This is a genomic window from Micromonospora sp. CA-248212, from assembly GCF_050948405.1.
GTDB lineage: Bacteria > Actinomycetota > Actinomycetes > Mycobacteriales > Micromonosporaceae > Micromonospora.
In genome coordinates, this window is sequence record NZ_CP192023.1 from 3430892 (window position 1) to 3455373 (window position 24482).

Genomic DNA, 24482 nt, shown 5'->3' on the forward strand with positions numbered 1-24482 from the left:
CCGCACCGCCGCCGCCTGCGAGCCTAGGCCGACGGAGACGTGCCGGGACCGGGCCGACGGGCGAAACCGCAGGCCCGGCGGACATTTGATCGCGTCGATCAGTTGATTGACGCCCGTCATCGGCGGCGGCTAGGTTTCTGGACCATCGTCCAGGCGGGAGCCGTCAGCGGACGGCCCTGGGCTGCCACACGATGGAGGTTCCATGTCGACCCCGAAGAGATGGCATGTCGTCACCGCCCTCGCGGCGCTACTGGTCACCGGAACACCCGCCGTCGTCGCCATCGCCGGCGGATCCTCCACCGTCGCCGATCGTCCGGACCGGGGCGAGTGGGCGGGCAGTTGGGCCGCGGCGGTCACCCGGGGCAACTCGGTCGGCCTGACCAACACCGGTCTGAACGACCAGAGCGTCCGGATGGTCGTGCACGTCTCGGTGGGCGGCCCGGCGCTGCGCGTACGACTGAGCAACCTCTACGGCGAACAGTCCGTTCGGGTGGGTCGCGCCACCGTCGCCCGACCGAACACCGCCACCGTCGACGACGTCTCCGACATCGACCCGGCCTCGCTGCGCCCGCTGACCTTCACCGGCGCCGCCTCGGCGACCATGAACCGGGGCGCCGAGCTGCTCAGCGACCCGCTGACCTTCGCCGTCGCCGACGACAGCGACCTGGTGATCACCCTGCACTTCCCGACGCCGACCGGGCCGACCACCTTCCACGGGCAGTCCCAGCAGACGAACTTCATCGGCGCCGGTGACCTGACCGGGGCGGCTGACGGAGCCGGTTTCACCATCCGGCCCAACTGCTGCTGGTTCTTCCTGTCCGGCGTCGACGTGCAGCGCAAGGGCACCCCCGGGGCGCTGGTCGTGCTCGGCGACTCCATCGGGGACAGCAACGGCAGCACCGTCAACGCCAACCGCCGCTGGCCCGACCTGCTCGCCGACCGGCTGCTCGCCGACCGGCCCGACAAGCGCACCCCGGGCGTGCTCAACCTGAGCCTGGCCGGCAACCGCCTCAACCACGAGGGCACCGAGCCGGGCGCGGGCGACTACCCCGGCTACTTCCAGCTCGGCCCGAACGCGGCGGCCCGCCTCAACGAGGACGTCTTCGCCCAGACCGGGGCGCGGACCGTCGTCACCCACCTCGGCATCAACGACATCTGGATGTCCAACGACTCGTCCGAGGCGATCATCGCCACCCTGCGGCAGATCAACCAGCAGCTCCAGCAGCGCGGCCTGACCAGCCTGGTGGCGACGCTGACGCCGTACGAGGGGCACGGCGCGCCAGGTGTGTGGACGCCGGAGAAGGAGGCCACCCGGCAGGCCGTGAACGCGTACCTGCGCGGCAGCCGGGAGTTCGACGGACTGCTCGACTTCGACCGGGTGCTGCGTGACCCGGCCAAGCCCAGCCAACTGCTGCCCGCGTACGACTCGGGTGACCACATCCACCCGAACGACGCCGGCAACAAGGCGATGGCCGACGCCGTGCCGATACGGCTGCTCGGTCTGTGACACCGCCGGGGGCGGCGGGCCACCCCGCCGCCCCCGGAGCACCGACATCCTGGGGAGGAGTACGTCGTGACGGTGCAGGACCTGCTCACCGGCCTCTACAGCGAAGAGGGCCGCCAAAATCCGTACCCGTGGTACGCCCGCCTGCACCGGCTCGGGCCGGTCAGCGCGGTGCCGCCGCGCGCCGAGCACCGCACCGTGGCGGCGGTGGCGGTCGGCTACGACCTGATCGACGCGATGCTGCGCGATCCACGGTGGACCAAACAGCCACCGCCGGGCTGGGAGGAGCACGAGATCCTGCGCACCTTCCAGACGTCGATGATGTTCATCAATCCGCCCGACCACACCCGGATGCGGCACGTCTTCTCGCGTACGTTCACGCCCCGTCGTCTCGGCGCGTTGGAGCCGGTGATCCTGCGCGTCGTCGACGAGCTGCTGGACCGGATGGCCGACGCCGGCGACAGTGTCGTCGACTTCGTGGCCGACTTCGCGTACCCCATTCCGGCGCTGGTCATGGCCGAGTTCATCGGCATCCCGGCGGGGGAGTTGACCTGGTACCGGGATCGGGTGGAGCGTATCGACGAGTTCCTGGACGTGGCCGGCAAGACCCCGCAGCGGCTGGCCGCCGCGAACACCGCAGCGCAGGAGCTGCGGGCGTTCTACCGGGAGCTGCTGGCGCACCGCCGCCGTACGCCCGGCGAGGACCTGATCAGCGCCCTGGTCGAGGCGGTCGGTTCGGGCGAGGTGGAGCTGACCGAGGAGGAGCTGATCAGCAACCTGATCGTGCTGTTCAACGCCAGCTTCGTCACCACCGTCTACATGTTCAGCAACGGCCTGCCGCTGCTGCTGGCCCACCCGGGGGCGGTCACCGCGCTGCCCACCGACGAGGCCCTCGCCGCCGGGTGCGTCGACGAGGTGCTGCGCCTGCAGAGCCCGGTGCACTTCCTCGCCCGGGCCGCGCCCGAGGACACCGTGCTGGCCGGCGTGCCGGTCGCCGAGGGGGACAACGTGCTCATCATCATCGGCGCGGCCAACCGGGACCCGGCGCGGTTCCCCGACCCGGACGTCTTCGACCCGACCCGCGCCGGACCGCCGTCACTGGCCTTCGGGGTGGGCCTGCACTTCTGCCTCGGCGCGGCGGTGTCCCGGCTGGAGGGACGCCTCGCGCTGCCCCGCCTGTTCGCCCGGTTCCCCCGGCTCGCGGTCACCGAGACCCCGACGTACAGCGGCAGCCTCTTCCTGCGCGGCATCGACAAGCTGCTGGTCAGCACCGGCGGATAGGAGATCAGCATGGCCCTGCACCCGGAGGTGGCGGCCTACCGCGCCGCCCGCGCCGCGGCGGGCACACCGCCGTTGTACACGCAGACCCTCGCCGAGGCGCGCGCCGCGGACCTGGCCGCGATCCGCGCCGGCGGCGGCGCGGTCGAGCAGGTCGCCGAGGTACGCGACGAGCACATTCCCGGTCCGGGTGGTGACCTGCCCATCCGGGTGTACCGGCCGGCCGGGTCGGGTCCGCTGCCCACCCTGCTGTACTTCTTCGGCGGCGGCTGGACCCTCGGCAGCATTGACACCGCCGACGGGATCTGCCGTCGGCTGGCCAACGCGGTGCCCTGTCAGGTGGTGACCGTCGGCTACCGGCTCGCCCCGGAGCACCCCTTCCCGGCCGCCGTGCACGACTGCCACGCCGCGACCGTCTGGATCGCCGAGAACGCCGACCGGTTCGGTGTGGACCCGACGCGGCTGGCGGTGGGCGGGGACAGCGCCGGCGGGAACCTCGCCGCCGCCGTGACCCTGCTCTGCCGCACGGACGGGCCCGCGCTGGCCGCGCAACTGCTCGTCTACCCGAACACCGACATCGGCGGCGAGGCGTCCGGCCCGGTCGGCGACGACCCGACCCTGTTCAACCGTCACTCGGTGGCCTGGTACCGCACGCACTACCTCACCGACGCCGAGCAGTCGCGGGACCCGCTGGCGTCGCCGCTGCGCGCCGACGACCTGTCCGGCCTGCCGGCGGCCCTGGTGATCACCGCCGAGCTGGACCCGCTGTGCGCCGAGGGGCAGCGCTACGCCGAGCGGTTGGACGCCGCCGGCGTGCCCGTCCGCGTCGACCACTACCCGGGCATGATCCACGGGTTCTTCGCCATGCCCGGCGTGTTCACCGACGGCCGGCACGCGCAGGACAGCGCCGCGGCGTTCCTGCGGGACCGGTTCGGTGTGTCGCCGAATCGGGAGGCGGCGCCGGCCCAGCCGGAGGGCACGGGGGTACGCGGTGGTTGAGCGGGTGCTGGCCGACCGGCCGGTGACGTTCGCCGACTACCAGGAACAGGCTCGGGCGGTGCTGGCCCCGGACGTGTGGGACTACGTCGCCGGCGGCGGCGCGGCCGAGGTGACCCTGGCCGCCAACCGCACCGCGCTGGACCGGGTCGCCGTGCTGCCCCGGGTGCTGCGCGGCAGGGATGCGGTGGACACCGGCGTACGGCTGCTCGGTGAGCCGTACGCGCTGCCGGTCGGGGTGGCGCCGATGGCCTACCAGCGGCTCGTACACCCGGACGGCGAGGCAGGCCTCGCGACGGCGGCCGGCGCGGCCGGCGTGCCGTTCGTGGCGAGCACGCTGAGCAGCACGCCGATCGAACAGATCACCGCGACCGGCGCCCACGTCTGGTTCCAGCTCTACTGGCTGCGGGACCGGGCCCTGGTCCGCGACCTGCTGGACCGGATCGTGGCAGCGGGCTGCCGTGCCCTGGTCGTCACCGTGGACGTCCCGGTGCTCGGCCGACGCCCCCGCGACCTGCGCAACGCGTTCCGGCTGCCGCCGGACGTGGTCGCCGCGAACCTGCCGTACGGCAGGGACACGCTCGCCCACGCGGGCGTCCCCGGCGTCTCGGCGATCGCCGCGCACACCGACGCGTCGTTCGAGGCGGCCCTGCGCTGGGCGGATCTGGCCTGGCTGCGCGAGCACGTCGACCTGCCGCTGGTCGTCAAGGGGGTGCTGGACCCCCGTGACGCGGTCGAGGCGGTACGGATCGGGGCGGACGCGGTGGTGGTGTCGAACCATGGAGGCCGGCAGTTGGACGGCGCCCCGGCCAGCGTCACCATGCTGCCGGAGGTCGTCGACGCGGTCGGCGACGGTGCTCAGGTGCTGCTGGACAGCGGGATCCGGGGCGGCACCGACGTGCTGCGGGCGCTGGCGCTGGGCGCGGCGGGCGTCCTGGTCGGCCGGCCGCTGCTCTGGGCGCTGGCCGTCGGGGGCGGCGCGGCGCGCAGGACGCGTTGGCGCTGCTCGCCGCCGAGGTGCGGGACGCGCTCAACCTCGCCGGCTGCGCCGACCCGGCGGCGGCGGCCGGGCTACGGACCCTCCGGACGGGCTGAGCCGGTGGACGCCACCGAACCGGCCGACCTCACCGTCGCCGATCTGCACCCCGCGCTCGGCGACCCGGCGCTGACCTCGATGAACTTCCTCAACGAGGTGTCCGAACGGTATCCGGCGGCGGTGTCGCTCGCGGCCGGCCGCCCGTACGAGGAGTTCCTCGACGTCGCCGCGGTGCACCGGCACCTGGACACGTTCCACCGGCACCTCGTCGACGAGCGGGGGCACTCGCCCGAGCAGGCACGCCGGTTGCTGATGCAGTACGGCCGGACCAAGGGCATCGTGCACCACCTGGTCGCCCGGAACCTCGCCCTCGACGAGGGGATCACGGTCGACCCGGAGACCGTCGTGGTGACCGTCGGGTGTCAGGAGGCCATGTTCCTGGTGCTGCGGGCGTTGCGGACCGGCCCGACGGACGTGCTGCTGGCGGTCGCGCCGACCTATGTCGGGCTGACCGGGGCGGCCCGGCTGGTGGACCTGCCGGTGTGGCCGGTCGCCGGTGGACCGTCCGGGGTGGACCTGGGCGACCTGCGGGCCCAGGCCCGCCGCGCCCGCCAGGCGGGCCTACGGCCCCGCGCCTGCTACGTGATGCCGGACTTCGCCAACCCGTCCGGGACCAGCATCGACGTCGCCGACCGGCAGCGGCTGCTGGCGCTGGCCGCCGAGGAGGACCTACTGCTGCTGGAGGACAACCCGTACGGGCTGTTCGCCGTCGCCGACGGGCCGCGTCCGCCCACGCTGAAGGCGCTGGACACCGACCGGCGGGTGGTCTACCTCGGCTCCTTCGCCAAGACGGTGCTGCCCGGGGCCCGGGTCGGTTACGTGGTCGCCGACCAGCGGGTGGCCGGACCGGACGGCCGCGTCGGGCCGCTCGCCGACCAACTCGCCATGATCAAGAGCATGGTCACCGTGAACACCTCACCGCTCGCGCAGGCGGTGATCGGTGGGCGGCTGTTGGAGCACGGGTGCAGCCTGGTGCCCGCGAACACCCGGGAGCGGGCCGCGTACGCCCGCAACCTGCGCCACCTGGTGGCCGGCCTGGCCCGGCGTTTCGCGGACCGGCCGGAGGTGCGCTGGACGGTGCCGGCCGGCGGGTTCTTCGTGGTGGTGACCGTGCCGTTCGTCGTCGACGACGCGTTGCTGGACATCTCGGGGCGGGACTACGGCGTGCTGTGGACGCCGATGGCGCACTTCTACGACGACACCGCGCCGGTGCGCGCGCTGCGGCTGTCGGTCAGCGCGGTGACGCCGGAGCAGATCGACGTCGGGTTGGACCGACTCGCCGCCCTCGTCACCGACGAGCTCCTGCGTGGACGGTCATAATGGGCCGCATGGTTGCCTGGGAGTACGCCCTGCTCGTTCGTCGCTATCAGGGACAGGGTCGCAATTTCACCGTCTCGTTCGTCTGGTACGGCCCGGACGGGTCCCGTAAGGACATCACCGCCTACGGCGACACGGCCATCGCGCACCTCAACCGCGCCGGCCGCGAGGGCTGGGAGCTGGTCTCAGCGGCCGAGGACGTCAACAACGTCCAGGGCAGCACCGAAGTCCACCGCTACCACCTAAAACGCCCCCTGAACTAACCCCCACCCTCGCCCCGCGCCCCCCCCCGCCCCGCCCCGCCCCGCGCCCCCGCCCCACCCCCGTCCGCGTCGATCATGAAGTTGTGGTGGTGGACGAAGGTCGCCACTCGCCCTGATTCGGGCACCACGACTCCATGATCGACGCGGTCGTCCGCGGCGGGGGTGGGGGGTGGGGGGTGGGGAGGCCGTCAGGTTAGGTCTACGGCGGGGTAGAGGGGGTGGGGGGCCAGCAGGTCGGCGGCCTGGCGGGAGATCTTGTCGGCCAGGTCGGCGTCGAGCGTGTACTTCGCCTTGGACGGGGTGCCGTCGGCGTTCGCGCCGGCCGTGGTCTGGGTCAGCACGGTGTGGATCAGCTCCGCCGTCTGGTCCATCTCGGCGGTGCCCAGCCCGCGCGTGGTCAGCGCCGGGGTGCCGATCCGGATGCCGGACGTGTACCAGGCGCCGTTCGGGTCCTGCGGGACCGAGTTGCGGTTGGTGACGATGCCCGAGTCGAGCAGGGCCTGCTCGGCCTGCCGGCCGGTGAGCCCGTAGCCGGACACGTCGATCAGCACCAGGTGGTTGTCGGTGCCACCGGTGACGAGCTTCGCGCCCCGACGCAGCAGCCCGTCGGCGAGGGCCTGCGAGTTGTCCACGATCCGCTGGGCGTAGTCGGCGAAGTCGGGGCGGCGGGCCTCGGCCAGGGCGACGGCCTTGGCGGCCATCACGTGCGGCAGCGGGCCGCCGAGCACCATCGGGCAGCCCCGGTCCACCTGGTCGGCCAGCTCCGGCTGGCAGAGCACCATGCCGCCGCGCGGGCCGCGCAGCGACTTGTGGGTGGTGGTGGTGACGATGTGCGCGTGCGGCACCGGGTCGAAGTCGCCGGTGAACACCTTGCCGGCCACCAGGCCCGCGAAGTGCGCCATGTCGACCATGAAGGTCGCGCCGACCGAGTCGGCGATCTCCCGCAGGATCCGGAAGTTCACCTTCCGGGGGTACGCCGAGTAGCCGCCGACCAGGATCAGCGGCTTGAACTCGCGGGCGGCCTCGGCCACCCGGTCGTAGTCGATCAGCCCGGTGGCCGGGTCGGTGCCGTAGCTGCGCTGGTCGAACATCTTGCCGGAGATGTTCGGCCGGAAACCGTGGGTGAGGTGGCCGCCGGCGTCCAGGGACATGCCGAGCATCCGCTGGTTGCCCAGCTCGCGGCGCAGCTCGAACCAGTCCGCCTCGGTGAGGTCGTTGACCTGGCGTACCTGGGCCTTCTTCAGGGCGGGGGACTCCACCCGGTCGGCGAGCACCGCCCAGAAGGCGACCAGGTTGGCATCGATGCCCGAGTGCGGCTGCACGTACGCGTGCGCGGCCCCGAACAGCTCCCGGGCGTGCTCGGCGGCGAGCGCCTCGACGGTGTCGACGTTCTGGCAGCCGGCGTAGAAGCGGCGGCCGACGGTGCCCTCGGCGTACTTGTCGCTGAACCAGTTGCCCATCGCCAGCAGCGTCGCCGGGGAGGCGTAGTTCTCGCTGGCGATGAGCTTGAGCGACTCCCGCTGGTCGGTCAGCTCGGCGCCGATGGCGTCGGCCACCCGCGGCTCGACAGCCCGGATCACCTCGAGGGCGCTCCGGAATGCGGTGGACTCGGCGTTGCGCGACATGCGACCTCCTACGAATGTGCGGAAGGCCCAGGCGCACGGCAAACGTCCTCGTGACGGGGCCGCTCCCCGATGGTTCTCCATCCCAACGCGCCAGTAACGGCCCGCGCCGATCCTACCGGGCCGGCGCCGGCCGACCCGGCCGACCCGGCCGACCTCCCGACGCGAGTACGCCGAGGTGATGAGGGGTGACCAGGCCGTCACGGCGGGTTCACTGATCAGCAAGGTGCAGCCGGCCGCCGGGAAGATCATCCCGGACCAGCGCAGGTCCGAGCGGCACCGCCGGATGGCCGAGCCGGGCTCGGGCGACTGAGCAAACGAACCGACGAGGGGCCCGGCGATGTGCCGGGCCCCTCGGTGCGAACGCCTCGCCTCAGGCGGTCACCGCGTCGCGCGCCTTCTTGATCGCCTTCGGCTGGGTGGGGGTACGCGGCGCGTCCGCGCGCAGCGCGATCATCTTCTCGCCGATCTCCTGGAGCTGCTTACGGCCCAACGCCTCGCGGACCTTGGGGAACCACTCCTCCTCTTCCTCCTCGACGTGGTGCGTGACGTTCTCGATCAGCACCGTCGTCTTGGCGGTGAAGCGCTCGTCCTTGGCGTCCATGCTGGCCAGTTCCAGGCAGAGCAGGTCGGCCACGTGGTGCTCCTCGTACGACTCGAGGATGTCGTCCTCCAGGTCGGGCAGGAGCCGGCGGACCTCCGGGTACATCACCTCGTTCTCCAGGTAGGTGTGCACCGTCAGGGCCTCCAGGATCTGGTCCACCAGCTTCTGCCGCTGGCTCGCCGGTCCCTCCTCGGCGTCCTGGAAGGCCTTGAACAGACGGCGCATCTCCTTGTGGTCCTCTTTGAGCAGGACGATGGCATCGGTCGACACCGGTGTGCCCCCTTGTTCGGTAGCTCGGCTGGTGTCGATCCGGTACCCCGAGCCGGAGTGACGAAACAGGCGAACCCGGCTCACCTCGCCTGGTCAGACGGTGGCCAGGGTGCGCGGGATCTCGTCGAGCAGTTCCCGGGCCAGAAAACCGATCCGGCCGTACCGGGGAATCAGCCGCTGGCCGCTCACGGCGTGCGCGAACGCACCCCAGCAGGCGGCCTGCGCCGGGTCGGCGCCCCGGGACAGGAGCCCGGCGAGCAGGCCGGCGAGCACGTCCCCGCTGCCGGACGTGCCGAGGCCGGCGTCGCCGCTCTCCTCCCGCCATCCGCGGCCGTCCGGGGCGGCCACGTGACCGTAGAGCGAGACCACCGCGTCGTACCGTTGCGCCAACTCGGCGGCCTCGGCGCTCAGGTCGTCACCCGGGTCCCGGCCCAGCAGGTGGCCGGCCTCGGTGACGTTGGGGGTGAGCACCACCGGGCGGCCGGAGCCGACCAGCAGCTTCGGCTCGTGGCTGAGCGCGCCCAGCGCGTACGCGTCCAGGACCAGCGGGGTGTCCGGACCGGCCGCCTCCAGGACGAGGTCCAGCAGTCGGTAGGTCTCGTCGATGCCGGTCAACCCCGGACCCAGGGCCACCACGTCGGCCGCGCCGGCCAACTCACCGAGCTGGCCGGCCCGGTCGGCGGCCACCGTGCCGTCGGGCGTCTCCGGCAGCCCCACCACCAGCGCCTCGGGCACCTGGATGCTCAGCGTGGCGGCGGTCGACTCGGCGAGGGCGAGCTGGAGCACCCCGGCGCCGGCGCGCAGCGCGGCCACTCCGGCGAGCAGGACCGCCCCGGGGGTGAAGCGGGAGCCGCCGATCACCAGCACGGTGCCCCGACTCTCCTTGCCCCCGGCCGGCACCGGCAGCGCCCAGTCCCGCAGCAGCGCCGGCGTGATCACCTTTACCTCAGACCGGTTCGGCATGGATCTCGTCCTCCCTGGTCGCCTCGGCGCCCTGCCGGTGCAGGTGGCCGACCTCGTTGAAACCGCCCAGCCGCAGGCGGCCCTGCTCGTCGGCCGACCAGTCGGTGACCGAGCAGTTCGCGATCACGTGTTCGCGGGTCAACGCCATCAGCTCCGGCTCGGTCAATCCCTCGATGAGGTAGCGCAGCAGGAAGACCAGCGCGTCGTGGCCGAACAGCAGCACCCGCTGGCCCTCGTGGTCGCGGCGCAGGTCACCGAGGAGCGTCCGCAGACGCAGCGCCACATCGGTCCAGGCCTCACCGCCGGGCGGTCGGTAGTAGAACTTGCCCAGCCGTTCACGGCGCTTCGCCTCGTCGGGAAACCGCCGGCGCACCCCGTGCCCGGTCAGGCCGTCCAGGATGCCCAGCTCCCGGTCGCGCAGCCGCTCGTCACGGCTCACCGGAATCCCGGTGCCGTGCAGCGCCAGCTTGGCCGTGGAGACCGCCCGCAGGTACGGCGACACCACCGCGACCTCGGGTCGCCGGTCCTCGGGCAGCCCCGCGAGCCAGCGGCCGGTCGCCCGCGCCTGCTCCTCGCCGGTGTCCGAGAGCGGTACGTCGGCGTCGCGGTGGCTCAGGGCGATCACGTCCGCGCCGGCCTCCTCGGCCCGGGTGGCCGCCACGTTCGCGGTGCTCTCCCCGTGCCGGATGATCCAGAGCGTCGACAGTTCCGCCATGCCGACCCCGGTACCCGGGCGCGGCACGGGGTAACCGTGCCGCGCCGGGCCGGGCGTCGACTCAGCCGCGCCGTTGCAGCAGGGCCACGGTCATCCCGGTCACGTGGTCGACCCGGACCACCTCGTAGCGCTCGGTGAGCACGGCGGACTGCTTCTTTGGCAGGCTGGCCAGCGGCGTGTCGGTGACCGCCGGCAGCAGCACCCACAGTCGCGGCTCGTCGTGCAGACAACGGGCGGGGTTGGTGCAGGCCGCGTTGAAGAGTTCATTGCGTTGGGCTGCGGAACGCTGCTCGAAGACGTTGCGCAGCTTCACGTCCTTGGGAAGGTAGTACCGAACCCCGTCCTCGGCCGCCCACCACCAGGCGCCACCGGCCACCAGCCCGTCGCCGGGTTGGTAACCGGACTCGACCACCCGCGCCGCCTCGGAGTACCCGAACGGCGCGAACGCCCGCTTCTGCGGATAGGTGTACCAGCTGTGCGAGTACTCGGCGCGCAGTGCGAGCTGGCCGGGCACGCTCAGGCCGGCGAGCACCACCAGACCCACCACGACCAGCGGGACGCGGCGCAACGCGGCGACGCCCGCGCCGGCGAGCACCGCCCAGGCCGGCAGGACGAAGAGCAGGTACTTGGAGAAGAAGTAGTTGATGTCGCCGGTGGAGGCCAGCAGGACAACCGGCAGCGGCACGGCGGCGATGAGCGCGAACATGACGGTCCGAGCGGCGGTGCCGCGGCGCAGGTGGGTCAGCACACCGACCACGGCCAGCGCGGTGACGGCGAAGGCCAGCAACACCGAGCCGAGGACCTGTTCCCAGACCGTCCAGGGCGCGCTGTCCGGGATCCAGCTGATCTGCCGGCCCGCCTGCTTCATGCCGCGCAGGATCACCGGGGCGGCGATGCCCACGCCGGCCAACGCGGCGAGCCCGAACCAGACCACCGACCACCAACGACGCTCCCGCCAGCAGTGGATCAGCACGGCCAGGCCGTGCCCGATCAGCAGGGTGAGCCCCACCACATTCACCAGGCCGATACCGGCCACGGCGAGCGTGTAGGGCGCCCACCGCAGCCACCCCGGCCGCTCCAAGGCCCGGAGCAGGAACAGCGTGGCCGCGGCGGCGGCGAGGACGACGAAGGCGTACGACCGGGTCTCCTGCCCGAAACGGGTGACCGTGGGCACGAGGGCGAAGGTGAACCCGCCGGCGATCCCGGCTGTCTGGCCGAAGATCCGTCGCCCGGCCAGCGCCACGCACGCGGTGGCCAGGATCATGGCCAGCGCCGACGGCACCCGCACGCTGGTCGGCCCGCTGCCGAAGACGGTTGCCCAGCCGTGCATGAACAGGTAGTACGCGCCGTGCACGGCGTCGACGTTCTTCAGCATGCTCAGGATCTGGCTGGTGGAGCGGTTCGCCAGGTCGATGCTGACCAGCTCGTCCTGCCACATCTCCGGGCTGCCGAGTCGCCAGCCGACCGCGAGGGCCGCGAATGCCGTCGGCCAGAACCAGACACTGAGCGCCAGCCGGCGGGCGAACGGAAGTCGCCGGCGGGCCGGCTCGGCGGCCGGCGGGGGCGAGCCCACGTCGTTCTGCGCCTGAGGCGCATCCGTGATGACGGCACGGTCTGGCATCTGCGTCCAATCCGGGGGCGTGCGGTTCGGGCGCGACGATGATAGCCCTCGGCGTAGACGTCGTCGGACCCGTCGGCCCGGCGTCCCGGGGCAATGTCGCGACGGCCCGGCAGGCCGGCTCGCCGGTACGGGATTCGCGTGGGATGACTGATAATGTGGCCCGCGCTCGTCGCGCACGTCCACCACGCACAGTAAGGTCCGGGGAGCAGATGATTGTCGACATCATGTTGCCGTACTACGGGAGCGTGCCCCTCATGCAGGCGGCGGTGCGCAGCGTGCTGGCACAGACCGACCCGGGCTGGCGGCTGACCGTGGTCGACGACGGCACCGAGCCGGGCGTGCCGGAGTGGTTCGCGCAGATCACCGACGAGCGGGTGCGCTACCAGCGCAACGAGCGCAACCTCGGCATCACCGGCAACTTCCGCAAGTGCGTCGGCCTCGCCGAACACGAGTACCTGGTGATGATGGGCACGGACGACATCATGCACCCCAACTACGTGGCGACCGTGCGGTCGGTGATCGAGCAGTACCCGGGCGTCGGCATGGTGCAGCCGGGAGTCGAGATCATCGACGCCGACGGCACGGTGGTCAACACCATCGTCGACGAGGCCAAGCGGCGGCTCTACGCACCGCGCGTCGAGTCCCGGACGCTGATGGGTGGCGAGGATCTGGCGGCCAGCCTGCTGCGCGGCTGCTGGTTATACTTCCCGTCGATCTGCTGGCGGACGGACGCGCTCAAGGCCGTCAACTTCCGCGAGGAGCTCCAGGTCATCCAGGACCTCGCGCTGGTGATCGATCTCATCCAGCGGGGCGAGCAGATGGCGATCGACACCACCCTGTGCTTCCAGTACCGGCGGCACGCGGTGAGCAAGTCTGCCGCCGACGCGATCGCCGGCACCCGGTTCACCGAGGCACGGGCGTTCTTCGTCGACGTCGCCCGGCGGATGGACGAGCAGGGCTGGCCGCGGGCGGCCCGGGCGGCCCGCCGCTACATGTCGTCCCGGCTGCACGCCATCACGCTGCTGCCGACGGCGATCCTCGCCGGCCGAATGACCGGTGTGAAGAGCCTGTCGCGGCACGCGTTCGGGCCAGGCCGATGAGCGACCACGACCGGGGGCGGTCATGATCGTCGCGCAGCGGCAGCCGGCGGCCGGCGGGTCGCGGCGGGTGGTGGTGCTGGGCGGCACCGGTTTCCTCGGCCGCCCCATCTGCCGGGCGCTGGCCAATGCCGGGCACACCGTCATCGCGGGGCGCCCGTACCCCGCGTGACATCGGGGCGGGCGTCACGGTCCGCGCCCTGGATCTGGCCGCCGCCGCCGAGATCACCGCGTTGCTGCGTGACCTCGAACCGGACGTGGTGATCAACTCCGCCGGGCGGCAGGTGAAGGCTCAACGACGCGCAGTTGCTCGCCGGGCCCGCGGCGGGACTTCGTGGGCCTGAGCGACGTGGCCGCCGCCATTCTGCTGGCCACGACCCGGCCCGCGGCGGCCGGCTACGTGATCAACATCGGTCGCGGGGTCGCCGCCAGCGTCCGTGACATGGCCCAGCTCCTCATCGACGTCAGTGGGGTGCCGACCGACCTGGTCGAGGCCGAGCAGACCGGTCCGGTCGAGTCGACCTGGCAGCGGCTGGACGTCGGGCTCGCCGCCGAGGTGCTCGGCTGGTCGCCGAGCGACGATCTGCACACCGAGACGAGCAGTTGTGGGAACACTCCGGCGCCGAGCTGTCCGCGACGCAGTCGGTCGGCGGCCCGTCGCCGCAGCAGCACGCCACGCTGGTCACCGGCCGGTAGCCCACCGGGTCCGCCCCCACGTCGTACCCTCGGGGGCGTGGCCACGGCGGCGGAGGAGATCCGGGTGGGGGAGCGGCTGGTCCGCGTCTCCAGCCCCGACAAGCCGTACTTTCCGGAACGTGGGCTGACCAAGCTGGACGTGGTCCGCTATTTCCTGGCGGTCGGCGACGGGATCCTACGGGCGCTGCGCGACCGGCCGACCATGCTGGAACGCTGGCCGCGCGGCGTCTTCGAGGGCGCGACGATCGCCACCCGGCAGACCAACCGCGGCGACGCGTTCTACCAGAAGCGGCTGCCGGCGGGCGCGCCCGAGTGGGTGCGCACCGCGCACATCACGTTCCCCAGCGGCCGGACTGCCGACGAGGTCGCGCCGAGCGAACTGGCCGTGGTGATCTGGGCGGCCAACCTGGGCACCCTGCGGTTTCATCCGTGGCCGGTGTCCGCCCGCGACGTGGAGCGCCCCGACCAGTTGCGCATCGACCTCGACCCGCTGCCGGGCGTCGGCTTCGAGCAGGTGGTGCCGGTGGCCCGGGAGGTGCGCGCGTTCCTCGCCGAGCTGGGCATGACCGGCTACCCGAAGACGACCGGCGGCCGGGGCCTGCACGTGTACCTGTCAATCGAGCCGCGGTGGAGTTTCGGCGAGTGCCGCCGGGCGGTGCTCGCGCTGGGGCGGGAGATGCAGCGTCGGCTGCCGGACCTGGTCACCACCACCTGGTGGCGGGACCAGCGGGACCGGCCGGTCTTCGTCGACTACAACCAGATGTCCCGCGACCACACCATGGCGTCGGCGTACTCGATCCGGCCGACGCCGCAAGCGTTGGTGTCGGCGCCGTTGGACTGGGCGGAGCTGGACGACGCCCGTCCGGAGGACTTCGACGTGCTCACCGTGCCGGCCCGGTTCGCCGAGCGCGGCGACCCGCACGCCGGCCTGGACGGCGACCGGCACTCGCTGGAGCCGCTGCTGGCCCTGGCCGACCGCGAGCGCCTCGAGGCTCCGCCCGAGGTGTAAGGAAGGGCCCCTTATTAGACACCAGGCGGTAATAGGGGGCCCTTCCTTACACCTCAGGTCCAGGGGCTCTGTGTGCCCTCGAACTCTTCGAAGACCAGCCACGACCTTGTCGACAGCACCCCGGAGATGCGCTGCACCCGGTCGAGTACGACGTCCCGCAGGGCGGCGTTGTCCGGCGCCCGGACCAGGGCCAGCACGTCGTGCTCGCCGCTGAGCAGCGCGACGTGCTCGACGTAGCGCACCTGGGCCAGCTCGGCCGACACCTCCCGCCAGGTGTTCTGCTCGATCGTCAACGCCATGTACGCCGAGGTGCCCAGCCCGGCCGCCTCGGGCGCGACCTGTGCCCGGAACCCCGTGATCACGCCGTCGCGCATCAGGCGCTCGACCCGCGCGTACGCGTTGGTGCGCGAGATGTGGATCCGTTCGGCCAACGTGCGCACCGACGTACGCCCGTCGCGGACCAGCTCGTCCACGATCCGCCGGTCGACCTCGTCCAAGGCTCGGACCGATCGTCCCGCTCCGGTCGCCTGGCCCACCCCGTCTCCGGTCTCCTGGCTCACCGATCTGCCTTCCGCATGCCAGACGTCCCGCCTTCTTCGTGGATCTTGAGTCAATCATCCGTCAGGCGGAAGCATAGGCTCACCACACGTCCCAGGAGGTCCCGCCGTGACGACCACACCCCAGGCGGTCCGCAGGGCATCCCCGCGCGCCCGTCGGACGGTCACCCCGCCCGACCCGGCGCGTCCGCTGCTGCCGGACGCCGAACCGGTCCGCCTGCTCGATGAGACCGGCACGCCGCTGCCGGCCCGCACCGACTACCCGGAACCGCCCGTCGAGGCGCTGCGGGAGCTGTACCGCCGGATGGTGCTCGGCCGCCGGTTCGACACCCAGGCGACCGCGCTGACCAAGCAGGGTCGCCTCGCCGTCTACCCGTCGTCCCGGGGCCAGGAGGCGTGCCAGGTGGCCGCCACGCTCGCCGTCCGCGACACCGACTGGGTGTTCCCCACCTACCGCGAATCGATGGCGCTGGTTGCCCGAGGCATCGATCCGGTCGAGGTTCTCACCCTGCTGCGCGGCGACTGGCACTGCGGCTACGACCCGACCCGGGTGCACACCGCGCCGCAGTGCACCCCGCTCGCCACCCAGTGCGTGCACGCGGCCGGCCTCGCCCACGGTGAGGCGTACCAGGGGCGCGACACCGTGGCGCTGGCCTTCATCGGTGACGGGGCGACCAGCGAGGGCGACTTCCACGAGGGCATCAACTTCGCCGCCGTGTTCAAAGCCCCGGTCGTCTACTTCGTGCAGAACAACAGGTACGCCATCAGCGTGCCGCTGTCCCGGCAGACCGCCGCGCCGTCGCTGGCGTACAAGGGCATCGGCTACGGGGTGCCCAGTGAGCAGGTCGACGGCAACGACCCGGTCGCCGTGCTCGCCGTGCTCACCCGCGCGGTCGCGCACGCCCGCGCCGGCAAGGGGCCGTTCCTGGTGGAGGCGCACACCTACCGGATGGAGCCGCACACCAACGCCGACGACGCCAGCCGCTACCGCGACGGCGCCGAGGTCGACGCCTGGCGGGACCGGGACCCCATCGCCCGCCTCCAGGCCTACCTGCGCGCCCGTGGTGTGCTCGACGACGCGGCGGTCGCCGAGGTCGCCGAGCAGGCCGAGGCGTACGCCGCGGACCTGCGCGCCCGGATGAACAGCCAGCCCACGGTCGACCCGCTGAGCCTGTTCGACCACGTCTACGCCGAGCCCACCCCGCAGCTCGTCGAGCAGCGCGAACTCGTCCGCGCCGAGCTGGCCGCCGCACGCGACGAGGAGGGTGACGCCTGATGGCCACCACCATGGCGAAGGCGCTCAACACCGCGCTCGCCGACGCCCTCGCCGCCGACGAGAAGGTCGTCGTCTTCGGCGAGGACGTCGGGCAGCTCGGCGGCGTCTTCCGGATCACCGACGGCCTGCAGGCCCGCTTCGGCGAGAACCGCTGCTTCGACACGCCCCTGGCCGAGGCCGGCATCGTCGGCTTCGCCGTCGGCCTCGCCATGTCCGGGCTGCGGCCGGTGGTCGAGATGCAGTTCGACGCGTTTGCGTACCCGGCGTTCGAGCAGATCGCCTCGCACGTGGCGAAGCTGCGCAACCGCACCCGGGGCGCGCTCAGCGTGCCCATCGTCATCCGGGTGCCGTACGCGGGTGGGATCGGCGGGGTGGAGCACCACTGCGACTCGTCCGAGGCGTACTACGCGCACACCCCCGGCCTGAAGGTCGTCACCCCGGCGACCGTCGACGACGCGTACTCCCTGCTGCGGGAGGCGATCGACGACCCCGACCCGGTGGTCTTCATGGAGCCCAAGAAGCTCTACTTCGCCAGCGCCGAGGCGGCCCTGCCGACGCGGACCGAGCCGTTCGGCCGGGCCGTGGTGCGCCGGCCCGGCCGCGACGCCACCCTGGTGGCGTACGGACCGGCGGTGCCGGTCGCCCTGGAGGCCGCCGAGGCCGCCCGCGAGGACGGCTGGGACCTGGAGGTCGTCGACGTGCGCACCATCGTGCCGTTCGACGACGCCACCATCACCGCCTCGGTCCGGCGTACCGGCCGGTGCGTGGTCATCCAGGAGGCGCCCGGCTTCGCGGGCGTCGGCGCGGAGATCGCCGCCCGGGTGCAGGAGCGCTGCTTCCACGCGCTGCACGCCCCGGTGCTGCGGGTGGCCGGGCTGGACATCCCGTACCCGGCGCCGATGCTGGAGCACACCCACCTGCCCGGCGTGGACCGCGTCCTCGACGCGGTCGCCCGCCTGCAGTGGGACGACCAGCCCGACGCGCGTTGGGCGGCGGCATGACCACCGTCGAGCGGACCCAGGTCTTCCTCCTGCCCGACCTGGGCGAGGGGCTGAGCGAGGCCGAGATCGTCGAGTGGCGGGTCGCCGTCGGTGACGTCGTCGAGGTGGACCAGAGCGTGGTCGAGGTGGAGACCGCCAAGGCGGTCGTCGACGTGCCCTGCCCGTACGCCGGACGGGTCGTGACCCTGCACGGCGCGGCCGGCGAGGTACGCCCGGTCGGCCAGCCGTTGATCACCATCGCGCCGCTGGACGGCGGCGGCGACGAGCCCGCCGGGCACGCCACCTACCGTGAGGAGGAGCGGGCCGGCTCCGGCAACGTTCTGATCGGGTACGGCACCGGGCACGGCGGCGCGACGCGCCGTCGCCGCCGGCCGCGCCTGACCCTCGCCCCCGACCCGACCGACGCCGCGCCGACCGCCACCGGCCCGACCGGCGTTGGCGCGAGCGAGGTTGGCGCGATCGGCGCTGGCTCGGCCGCCGCCGGTCCGGTCGGTGTCGGTCCGGCCGTCACTGGCTCGGCCGTCACTGGCTCGGCCGTCACTGGCTCGGCCGTCACTGGCCCGGCCGGTACCGGCACGGTCGGGGTTGACCGGCCCGGCGCGAGTCCGGCCTCCCACTCCGCTGCCGCCGACGGTGGCGCGACGGTTGGTGCCCAGTCGTCGAGTGCCCTGGTCATCTCGCCGATCGTGCGCCGGCTGGCCCGCGAGCGCGGCGTCGACCTCGCCACCGTGCGGGGCACCGGACCCGGCGGCGTGATCCGCCGCGCCGACGTGGAGGCGGCCTCGACCGCGCCCCGGCTCGCCGCCGTGCCGGAGCCCCACGTCGCCCTGGCCCCGACCGGGGACGGCGACGTGGTCATCCCGCTCACCGGCATCCGCAAGGTCATCGCCGACAAGCTCTCCCGCAGCCGGCGGGAGATCCCCGAGGTGACCATCTGGGTCGACGTGGACGCCACCGGGCTGCTGGAGACCCGTGCGGCGATCAACGCGGCGACGCCCGACGCCCCGGTGAGCATCCTGGCCCTGCTGGCCCGGATCTGCCTCAGCGGCCTGCGCCGGTACCCGCAGCTCAACGCCCGCGTCGACACCGAGGGCCAGCGGATCGTCCAGTCCGCCGGCGTGCACCTGGGTATCGCCGCGCAGACGGACCGGGGCCTGCTGGTGCCGGTGCTGCGGGACGCCCAGCGGCTCACCACCGCCGAACTGGCCGCCGCGCTGGCGGAGACCACCGCCGCGGCGCGGGCCGGGACGCTCGCGCCGGCCCGGCTCACCGGCGGCACCTTCACCCTCAACAACTACGGGGTGTTCGGCGTGGACGGCTCCACGCCGATCATCAACCACCCCGAAGCGGCGCTGCTCGGAGTGGGGCGGATCGTGGACAAGCCGTGGGTGGTCGACGGGCAGTTGGCCGTCCGCAAGGTCACCCAGTTGAGCCTCACGTTCGACCACCGGGTGTGCGACGGCGGGGTGGCCGGTGGCTTCCTGCGGCACGTCGCAGACTGCGTGGAGCGCCCGGCGCTGCTGATCGCCGCCGTCTGACGCGTACCCCCTGGGCCCCGACGTCGCCCGCGCGGCGTCGGGGCCGGCGCGTGCCCCGGGGTTTCCCGGCCGTGTCACCGGGAAGTCGGCCCCGCCGGTACGCGCCGGACGCGTCGAAGGGAGCCGACCCGTGGCCGTGGCGAACGAGCTGCTACTCAACTCGATCCGCGTCCGCCGGCCCGCCGCGGCCGGCGCGCCGCTCTACTGCGACGCCCGGGAGTACGGCCTGACCGGTGACGGCGCGACCAACGACCAGCCGGCGTTGGCCGCCCTCGTGGACCGCCTCGGTGCGGGGTACGCCTCGGACGGTCGGGCCCGCGTCATCTACTGCCCGCCCGGCATCTACTCGATCCGCGACGCCGGCACGGTGTGGCGCAGCGGCGTCTCGCTGGTCGGGGCCGGCCCGGCGGCGACCCGGTTCATGCTCAGCAACGAGGGCAACCGCGCCGACCCGACCCCACTGGCGTTCTGGACCACCGTGCAGCACGGCGCCGACCGGGACCGCCACATCGCCGACTGCACCTTCGCCGACTTCCAGATCGACGGCTCGGGCGTGGCGATGGCCGAGTACAACTACCTCGCCAAGGGGTTGGGCCTGCAGTACGTGGTGCGCGGCGTGTTCCGCAACCTTTACATCCACCACACCGCCGCCACCGGGCTGGGCTGCGACTTCCTGCAGGACTCGCTGATCGACGGCGTGGTCGTGGTCGGCTGCGGCCGACTGGACAACGGCGAGCAGATCGGCGGCGCCGGGATCGGCGTGGGCATCGGCGGGTGGGGCTCGGTGGAGCGCCTCACCATCGCGAACTGCACCACCCTCGCCAACGGCACCAACGGCATCTTCCTCGAACTGCAGAAGGACTACTGGACGCCGCCGCGTGGCTACCGCATCATCGGCTGCCACAGCCAGGGCAACCGGTTCGGCATCTCCGACTGGGGCGCCGACGGTCTCATCGTCTCCGCCTGCACCATGGCCGGCAACCTGGAGGCCGGCTTCGACATCTCCGCCCAGGGCACCGCCGGGGTGGCCGGGCGGGGTGGGTTGGTCGCCGACTGCGTCATCGACGGCAACATCCGCGACGGGGTCAGCGTCGGCAACACCCCGGGCCCGTACACCATCCGGGGCAACCGGATCAGCGGCAACGGCCAGCACGGCTACCACGCGTACGACCTCGGGCGGGGCTACCAGGGCCCGGTGCGGGACGTGGTGATCGAGAGCAACGACTTCTGGGGCAACGGGCTGGACGCCATCCGGATCGGCCACCAGATGACCGACGCGGTGCTGCTCAACAACCGGATCCGCAACAACGGCCGACAGTACGCGCAGGCCGCCAGCGGTAGCGGCGAGACCGTCCGCTACGCCGAACGGTCCGTGGTGGACCGGTCCGCGAACTGGCCGCACGACGGTCACCGCGGCAAGGTCCTGCGGGTGGGGCGGGCCGTGGCGATGGTCGCCGCGAACACCGGCGACGAACTCACCCTCGCCCCGGTGCGTCCCGACGGCATCAGCGCGTGGAGCGGGGACATCCCCCCTCCCGGGTGCGGGTACGAGCTGTCCGCCGCACCCGAGCGACGGGCCGGCATCACCATCGACGCGGCGTTCGACTCGGCCACCATCCGCGGTAACCGGATCTGGGACAACCACGAGGACCGGACCCAGACCCACGGCCTGTGGATCACCGGTCGGGGGAGCTGCGTGGACTGCCGGGTCGAGGACAACGACCTGGCCGGCAACGCCGACGACGGGATGTGCCTGGACACCCCGCCGGTGGGCGGACGCTGGCGCGACAACCACGTCGACAACGACTGGAGCTGACCGGCGCTCGCGCCGACCGGAGCGAGGTGCCCCCCGGCCGGCAGGCCCGGGCCGCGACGCGAGGCGGCGGCGACCGGAAATATCTCCGGTCGCCGCCGCCGTCACTGTCGACAGGTCAGCCGGCCAGGCCGGCCACCGGCGTGGGATCGAGCACCACGGTCGCCGTGGCGCTCTGCGGCGGCACGCCCGGCTCCGTCGGCGCGTCGGTGTACTCCGCGACGAACACCGCGGTCAGGTTGTCCGCGCCGCTGTGCCCACCGTCGAGGAAGGTGGGGATGGTGCCCGAGCAGCCGGTCGCCGTGGAGAGCGGATGCCCGTGCTCATCGTGGCCGAGCACGTAGGTGACCTTCACCCGCGAGCAGTCCACCGGAAGGTCGTCGGTGACCTTGATTTCGTACGCGACCGTCTGCCCGAACTGGAAGGGCTGCCCGGCCACCGGGGCGACGAACTCGATGACCGGCGCGGTCGGCCCGACCACCAGCGGCAGGGTCGCCGAGGCCGAGCGTCCGGTGCGGTCGGTCACCTTCAGCGTCGGCGTGTACGAGCCGTTCTCCTGGAACGTCCACGACGGATTGGGGTCGGTGCTGTCCACCGAACCGTCCGCGTCGAAGTCCCACGCGTAGCTCAGCTTGTCGCCGTCCGGGTCGGTGGTGCCGGCGCTGGAGAACGCGACGGTCAGCGGGGCCTGCCCGACGGTCGGGGTGCCGCTGATCTTCGGGATCGGCGTCCGGTTGCCCCGGACGAAGTCGATCCGCGACAACTGCGCGTCCGGGTTCTCGGCGAAGTAGCCGTCGCCGTACTCCAGGACGTAGAGCGCGCCGTCCGGACCGAACTCCATGTCCATCGGGTTGTCCACCACGATCGACGGCGCCACCGGCCGGATGTCCGTGACGTCGCCGTCGGCGTCGAGGCGGAACTCCTTGATGTAGTCCCGGGTCCACTCGTAGAACAGCGGCACCCCGTCGTAGTAGGCCGGCCACCGGGTACGCGACGTGCTGGTCCCGTCGTAGTCGTACGCCGGGCCACCCATCGGGGCGATGCCGCCGGTGCCCAGCTGCGGGAACTCGGCCGAGGCGGCCGCCGAGTACCAGACCTGCGGGGCCTCGACCGGCGGCAGCACGCGCTTGCCCGTGTTGTGCGGTGAGTCGTTCACCGGGCGCGTGCAGTTGAACTTCGGACCGGACTCGCCGGTGGCGAAGTCGTAGTCGCGGTAGGCGATGGTCGGCGTCACGCAGTACGGCCAGCCGTAGTTCGCCGGCTTGTCGACCACCATCCACCGGCCGTGCCCGGCCGGCCCGCGCTGCGGGTTCGCCGTGGAGGCGTCGGGGGAGTAGTCGCCCACGTACACGTCGTCGGTGCGCCGGTCGACCGCGAAGCGAAACGCGTTGCGCAGCCCCATCGCGTAGATCTCCGGTCGGGTCTGCGCGGTGCCCGGCTTGAACAGGTTGCCCGCCGGCACCGTGTACCCGCCACCGGACTTCACCTTGATGCGCAGCAGCTTGCCGCGCAGGTCGTTGGTGTTGGCCGCGGTGCGCTGGGCGTCGTACGCCGGGTTCCGGTCGGCCCGCTCGTCGATCGGGACGTAGCCGTCGGAGGCGAACGGGTTGGTGTCGTCACCCGTCGACAGGTACAGGTTGCCCTTGCTGTCGAAGTCGATCTGGCCGCCGACGTGGCAGCAGATCCCCCGGTCGGTCGGCACGTCGATGATCTGCTGCTCGCTGGCGAGGTTGAGCTTCATCCCCTCCAGCTTGAACCGGGACAGCCGCAGCGCGCCCTTGAACCGCTGCCAGTCCGCCGCGGTGCCGACCTCCGGCGCGTCCCCCTCGTTGACGTCCGGCGTGGCCGGGTCGTCCACCGGGGTGTCCATGGGTGGTGAGTAGTACAGGTACACCCACTTGTTCTGGGCGAAGTTCGGGTCGATCGCGATGCCCTGCAACCCCTCCTCGTCGTGCTGGTACACGTCGATGTCGGCGGCGAGGGTGTTGAGCCCGGTGCGCGGGTCGTGGATGCGTACCTCGCCGGTCCGGGAGGTGTGCAGCACCCGCAGGTCGGGCAGGACGGCGAGGCTCATCGGCTCGCCCGGGAAGTCGTTGAGCGTCACCTTCTGGAAGCTGCTGTCCGGTGGCGGAGCCGGCGCGGCGGTCGCCGCCGTCGTCGGCGCGACCAGGCCGGCGGTCACCAGGAGCAGGGCGGACGCGAATGCGGTTCTGTTCATCAAATAGCCCTTCACGGTGCTCAGTACCGGAGCGAGGCGAGATAGTCGAAGCCGACCCGGGCGGTCTCGAGGGCGTCGGCCGGCACCCGCGGCGAGGTGCCCGCGTCGTCGCGCTCCACGATGTACTCCTCGATGCCCGCCTCGCGCTCGTGGGCGAAGATGCGACCGAAGTCGATGACGCCGTTGCCGAGATCGGCGAAGCCACCCTCGACGTCCAGGTCCTTGACGTGCACCTGACGGATTCGCCCGCGGTTCTCCCGGATGACGTCGACCGGGTCGTGCGCTCCCCGCCAGGTCCAGTAGAGGTCCAGCTCGAAGTGGACCAGCCGGGGATCGGTCTGCCCGGTGAGGATCTCGAAGCCGGTCGAGCCGTCGGTCAGCGGCACGAACTCCAGCTGGTGGTTGTGGTAGCCGAAGTCGAGGCCCGCACGCTCGGCGAGCCGGCCGGCCTGGTTGAGGTCCCGGGCCAGGGCCCGGTAGATGGCCGGGTCCCGGTACGGGCGGCCCTCGGCGTCCCGACCGAAGTACGGGTGCACGATCTTCTTGGAGCCCAGCGTGTTGGCGTCGGCCAGGGCGCGTTCCCAGGTGGCGGCGTCGAACGGCTGCGGGATACCGGTGTGCCCGGAGGTGGCCCGCAACCCGGCGGCGTCGAGCGCGGCGCGGAACTCCGCGGCCGTACGCCCGACGAAGCCGGCGTGCTCCACCCGTCGGTAGCCGATGCGACGCAGGGCGGCGAGGGTGCCCGGCAGGTCGGCGGCGAGCTGGTCGCGCAGGGTGTAGAGCTGGATGCTGATGCGGTCCACCGGCACCCGACGCCGGCCGTGGGACTGACCTGCGGCGGCGGTGTCACCGGCGGGCGCCGCGTTGGCCGGGCCGGCGAAAAGCCCGGCAGCGCCGACAGCGGCGGCGGAGACGGTCGCGGCGCGGAGCAACCCTCGCCGACTGACCGACTCGGACGCCCCGGTCGACTCCGAGCGGTTGGCCTGGTGATCCATGGTGGTGGTTCCTTCCTGACGGATGGCGTGCCG

The 24482-nt window shown here is 72.5% G+C and carries 21 protein-coding genes, 1 pseudogene and 1 riboswitch; of the genes and pseudogenes, 14 read left to right on the plus strand and 8 right to left on the minus strand.

Annotation, left to right across the window (positions count from 1 at the left end):
- The first annotated feature begins 202 nt into the window (after positions 1-202).
- The 6 genes and pseudogenes from ACQP03_RS16455 (at position 203) to ACQP03_RS16480 (ending at position 6454) form a co-directional block, all read left to right on the plus strand.
- Positions 203-1507 (plus strand): SGNH/GDSL hydrolase family protein, encoded by a 1305-nt coding sequence (locus tag ACQP03_RS16455; protein WP_433461070.1) that lies wholly within the window; start codon positions 203-205, stop codon positions 1505-1507.
- Positions 1508-1573: 66 nt separating this feature from the next.
- Positions 1574-2785, plus strand: a complete 1212-nt coding sequence (locus ACQP03_RS16460) for a cytochrome P450 (RefSeq protein ID WP_357170415.1) — start codon at positions 1574-1576, stop codon at positions 2783-2785.
- 9 nt (positions 2786-2794) lie between these two features.
- Positions 2795-3781, plus strand: a complete 987-nt coding sequence (locus ACQP03_RS16465; RefSeq protein ID WP_357394251.1) for an alpha/beta hydrolase — start codon at positions 2795-2797, stop codon at positions 3779-3781.
- Positions 3774-4873: pseudogene (locus ACQP03_RS16470) on the plus strand (alpha-hydroxy acid oxidase). The gene ACQP03_RS16465 and the pseudogene ACQP03_RS16470 overlap by 8 nt, the downstream one beginning before the upstream one ends.
- A gap of 4 nt (positions 4874-4877) precedes the next feature.
- The gene (locus tag ACQP03_RS16475; RefSeq protein ID WP_357119024.1) at positions 4878-6194 is read left to right on the plus strand and encodes a PLP-dependent aminotransferase family protein; all 1317 of its coding nucleotides are present in this window, start codon (positions 4878-4880) and stop codon (positions 6192-6194) included.
- Positions 6194-6454 carry a hypothetical protein gene (locus tag ACQP03_RS16480; RefSeq protein ID WP_007460594.1) on the plus strand — a complete coding sequence of 87 codons (261 nt, stop codon included), beginning with the start codon at positions 6194-6196 and terminating at the stop codon, positions 6452-6454. The genes ACQP03_RS16475 and ACQP03_RS16480 overlap by 1 nt, the downstream gene beginning before the upstream one ends.
- A 188-nt stretch (positions 6455-6642) precedes the next feature.
- Here the strand turns inward: ACQP03_RS16480 and ACQP03_RS16485 are convergent, their stop codons facing one another.
- Positions 6643-8079 carry a glycine hydroxymethyltransferase gene (locus tag ACQP03_RS16485; protein WP_357119020.1) on the minus strand — a complete coding sequence of 479 codons (1437 nt, stop codon included), beginning with the start codon at positions 8077-8079 and terminating at the stop codon, positions 6643-6645.
- An 18-nt stretch (positions 8080-8097) separates the two neighbouring features.
- Positions 8098-8187, minus strand: a riboswitch (ZMP/ZTP riboswitch).
- A gap of 70 nt (positions 8188-8257) precedes the next feature.
- Between ACQP03_RS16485 and ACQP03_RS16490 the strand changes: the two genes are divergently transcribed.
- On the plus strand, positions 8258-8389 hold the full coding sequence (locus ACQP03_RS16490; protein ID WP_357399114.1) for a hypothetical protein: 132 nt from the start codon (positions 8258-8260) through the stop codon (positions 8387-8389).
- Positions 8390-8449: 60 nt separating this feature from the next.
- Here ACQP03_RS16490 and ACQP03_RS16495 read toward each other — a convergent pair whose 3' ends face one another.
- The 4 genes from ACQP03_RS16495 to ACQP03_RS16510 form a co-directional block, all read right to left on the minus strand.
- Positions 8450-8950, minus strand: coding sequence for a hemerythrin domain-containing protein (locus tag ACQP03_RS16495; protein WP_357119014.1), 501 nt, complete (start codon positions 8948-8950; stop codon positions 8450-8452).
- A gap of 93 nt (positions 8951-9043) precedes the next feature.
- A complete protein-coding gene (locus tag ACQP03_RS16500) occupies positions 9044-9913 on the minus strand; it encodes an NAD(P)H-hydrate dehydratase (RefSeq protein ID WP_363661553.1) in 870 nt (289 codons plus the stop codon).
- The gene (locus ACQP03_RS16505) at positions 9897-10628 is read right to left on the minus strand and encodes a histidine phosphatase family protein (protein ID WP_357170431.1); all 732 of its coding nucleotides are present in this window, start codon (positions 10626-10628) and stop codon (positions 9897-9899) included. Before ACQP03_RS16505 ends, ACQP03_RS16500 begins: the two co-directional genes overlap by 17 nt.
- A gap of 61 nt (positions 10629-10689) precedes the next feature.
- Positions 10690-12249, minus strand: coding sequence for a glycosyltransferase family 39 protein (locus ACQP03_RS16510; RefSeq protein WP_357170434.1), 1560 nt, complete (start codon positions 12247-12249; stop codon positions 10690-10692).
- Positions 12250-12458: 209 nt separating this feature from the next.
- Between ACQP03_RS16510 and ACQP03_RS16515 the strand changes: the two genes are divergently transcribed.
- From ACQP03_RS16515 to ACQP03_RS16525, 3 genes are all read left to right on the plus strand, one after another.
- A complete protein-coding gene (locus ACQP03_RS16515; protein ID WP_357119005.1) occupies positions 12459-13349 on the plus strand; it encodes a glycosyltransferase family 2 protein in 891 nt (296 codons plus the stop codon).
- 22 nt (positions 13350-13371) lie between these two features.
- Entirely contained in the window at positions 13372-13518 is a 147-nt protein-coding gene (locus ACQP03_RS16520) for an NAD-dependent epimerase/dehydratase family protein (protein WP_357119002.1), read from the plus strand.
- A 561-nt stretch (positions 13519-14079) separates the two neighbouring features.
- Entirely contained in the window at positions 14080-15051 is a 972-nt protein-coding gene (locus tag ACQP03_RS16525) for a DNA polymerase domain-containing protein (RefSeq protein ID WP_357170440.1), read from the plus strand.
- Between the two features lie 53 nt (positions 15052-15104).
- Here the strand turns inward: ACQP03_RS16525 and ACQP03_RS16530 are convergent, their stop codons facing one another.
- A complete protein-coding gene (locus tag ACQP03_RS16530) occupies positions 15105-15587 on the minus strand; it encodes an Lrp/AsnC family transcriptional regulator (RefSeq protein WP_433461169.1) in 483 nt (160 codons plus the stop codon).
- 130 nt (positions 15588-15717) lie between these two features.
- Here ACQP03_RS16530 and pdhA point away from each other — a divergent pair, with 130 nt between their 5' ends.
- The 4 genes from pdhA to ACQP03_RS16550 all read left to right on the plus strand — a co-directional run bounded on the left by pdhA (position 15718) and on the right by ACQP03_RS16550 (position 21239).
- Positions 15718-16884: a pyruvate dehydrogenase (acetyl-transferring) E1 component subunit alpha gene (gene pdhA, locus ACQP03_RS16535; protein WP_433461072.1), complete on the plus strand. Its 1167-nt coding sequence runs from the start codon at positions 15718-15720 to the stop codon at positions 16882-16884.
- Positions 16881-17885 carry an alpha-ketoacid dehydrogenase subunit beta gene (locus ACQP03_RS16540; RefSeq protein WP_433461170.1) on the plus strand — a complete coding sequence of 335 codons (1005 nt, stop codon included), beginning with the start codon at positions 16881-16883 and terminating at the stop codon, positions 17883-17885. Before pdhA ends, ACQP03_RS16540 begins: the two co-directional genes overlap by 4 nt.
- On the plus strand, positions 17882-19423 hold the full coding sequence (locus ACQP03_RS16545) for a dihydrolipoamide acetyltransferase family protein (protein ID WP_357118997.1): 1542 nt from the start codon (positions 17882-17884) through the stop codon (positions 19421-19423). Before ACQP03_RS16540 ends, ACQP03_RS16545 begins: the two co-directional genes overlap by 4 nt.
- Before the next feature lie 136 nt (positions 19424-19559).
- Entirely contained in the window at positions 19560-21239 is a 1680-nt protein-coding gene (locus ACQP03_RS16550; protein ID WP_357119465.1) for a right-handed parallel beta-helix repeat-containing protein, read from the plus strand.
- A gap of 115 nt (positions 21240-21354) precedes the next feature.
- Here ACQP03_RS16550 and ACQP03_RS16555 read toward each other — a convergent pair whose 3' ends face one another.
- On the minus strand, positions 21355-23454 hold the full coding sequence (locus tag ACQP03_RS16555) for a PQQ-dependent sugar dehydrogenase (protein WP_433461073.1): 2100 nt from the start codon (positions 23452-23454) through the stop codon (positions 21355-21357).
- A 20-nt stretch (positions 23455-23474) separates the two neighbouring features.
- Positions 23475-24449, minus strand: a complete 975-nt coding sequence (locus ACQP03_RS16560) for a sugar phosphate isomerase/epimerase family protein (RefSeq protein ID WP_357170445.1) — start codon at positions 24447-24449, stop codon at positions 23475-23477.
- Positions 24450-24482 lie beyond the last annotated feature (33 nt).

Bases quoted from the DNA above. Each gene is read 5' to 3' on its own strand.
- ACQP03_RS16485 (WP_357119020.1), bottom strand. From the start codon at position 8,079: ATGTCGCGCAACGCCGAGTCCACCGCATTCCGGAGCGCCCTCGAGGTG.
- ACQP03_RS16500 (WP_363661553.1), bottom strand. From the start codon at position 9,913: ATGCCGAACCGGTCTGAGGTAAAGGTGATCACGCCGGCGCTGCTGCGG.
- ACQP03_RS16560 (WP_357170445.1), bottom strand. From the start codon at position 24,449: ATGGATCACCAGGCCAACCGCTCGGAGTCGACCGGGGCGTCCGAGTCG.
- ACQP03_RS16490 (WP_357399114.1), top strand. From the start codon at position 8,258: ATGAGGGGTGACCAGGCCGTCACGGCGGGTTCACTGATCAGCAAGGTG.
- ACQP03_RS16465 (WP_357394251.1), top strand. From the start codon at position 2,795: ATGGCCCTGCACCCGGAGGTGGCGGCCTACCGCGCCGCCCGCGCCGCG.
- ACQP03_RS16515 (WP_357119005.1), top strand. From the start codon at position 12,459: ATGATTGTCGACATCATGTTGCCGTACTACGGGAGCGTGCCCCTCATG.
- ACQP03_RS16510 (WP_357170434.1), bottom strand. From the start codon at position 12,249: ATGCCAGACCGTGCCGTCATCACGGATGCGCCTCAGGCGCAGAACGAC.
- ACQP03_RS16455 (WP_433461070.1), top strand. From the start codon at position 203: ATGTCGACCCCGAAGAGATGGCATGTCGTCACCGCCCTCGCGGCGCTA.
- ACQP03_RS16480 (WP_007460594.1), top strand. From the start codon at position 6,194: ATGGGCCGCATGGTTGCCTGGGAGTACGCCCTGCTCGTTCGTCGCTAT.
- ACQP03_RS16505 (WP_357170431.1), bottom strand. From the start codon at position 10,628: ATGGCGGAACTGTCGACGCTCTGGATCATCCGGCACGGGGAGAGCACC.
- ACQP03_RS16545 (WP_357118997.1), top strand. From the start codon at position 17,882: ATGACCACCGTCGAGCGGACCCAGGTCTTCCTCCTGCCCGACCTGGGC.
- ACQP03_RS16520 (WP_357119002.1), top strand. From the start codon at position 13,372: ATGATCGTCGCGCAGCGGCAGCCGGCGGCCGGCGGGTCGCGGCGGGTG.
- ACQP03_RS16555 (WP_433461073.1), bottom strand. From the start codon at position 23,454: ATGAACAGAACCGCATTCGCGTCCGCCCTGCTCCTGGTGACCGCCGGC.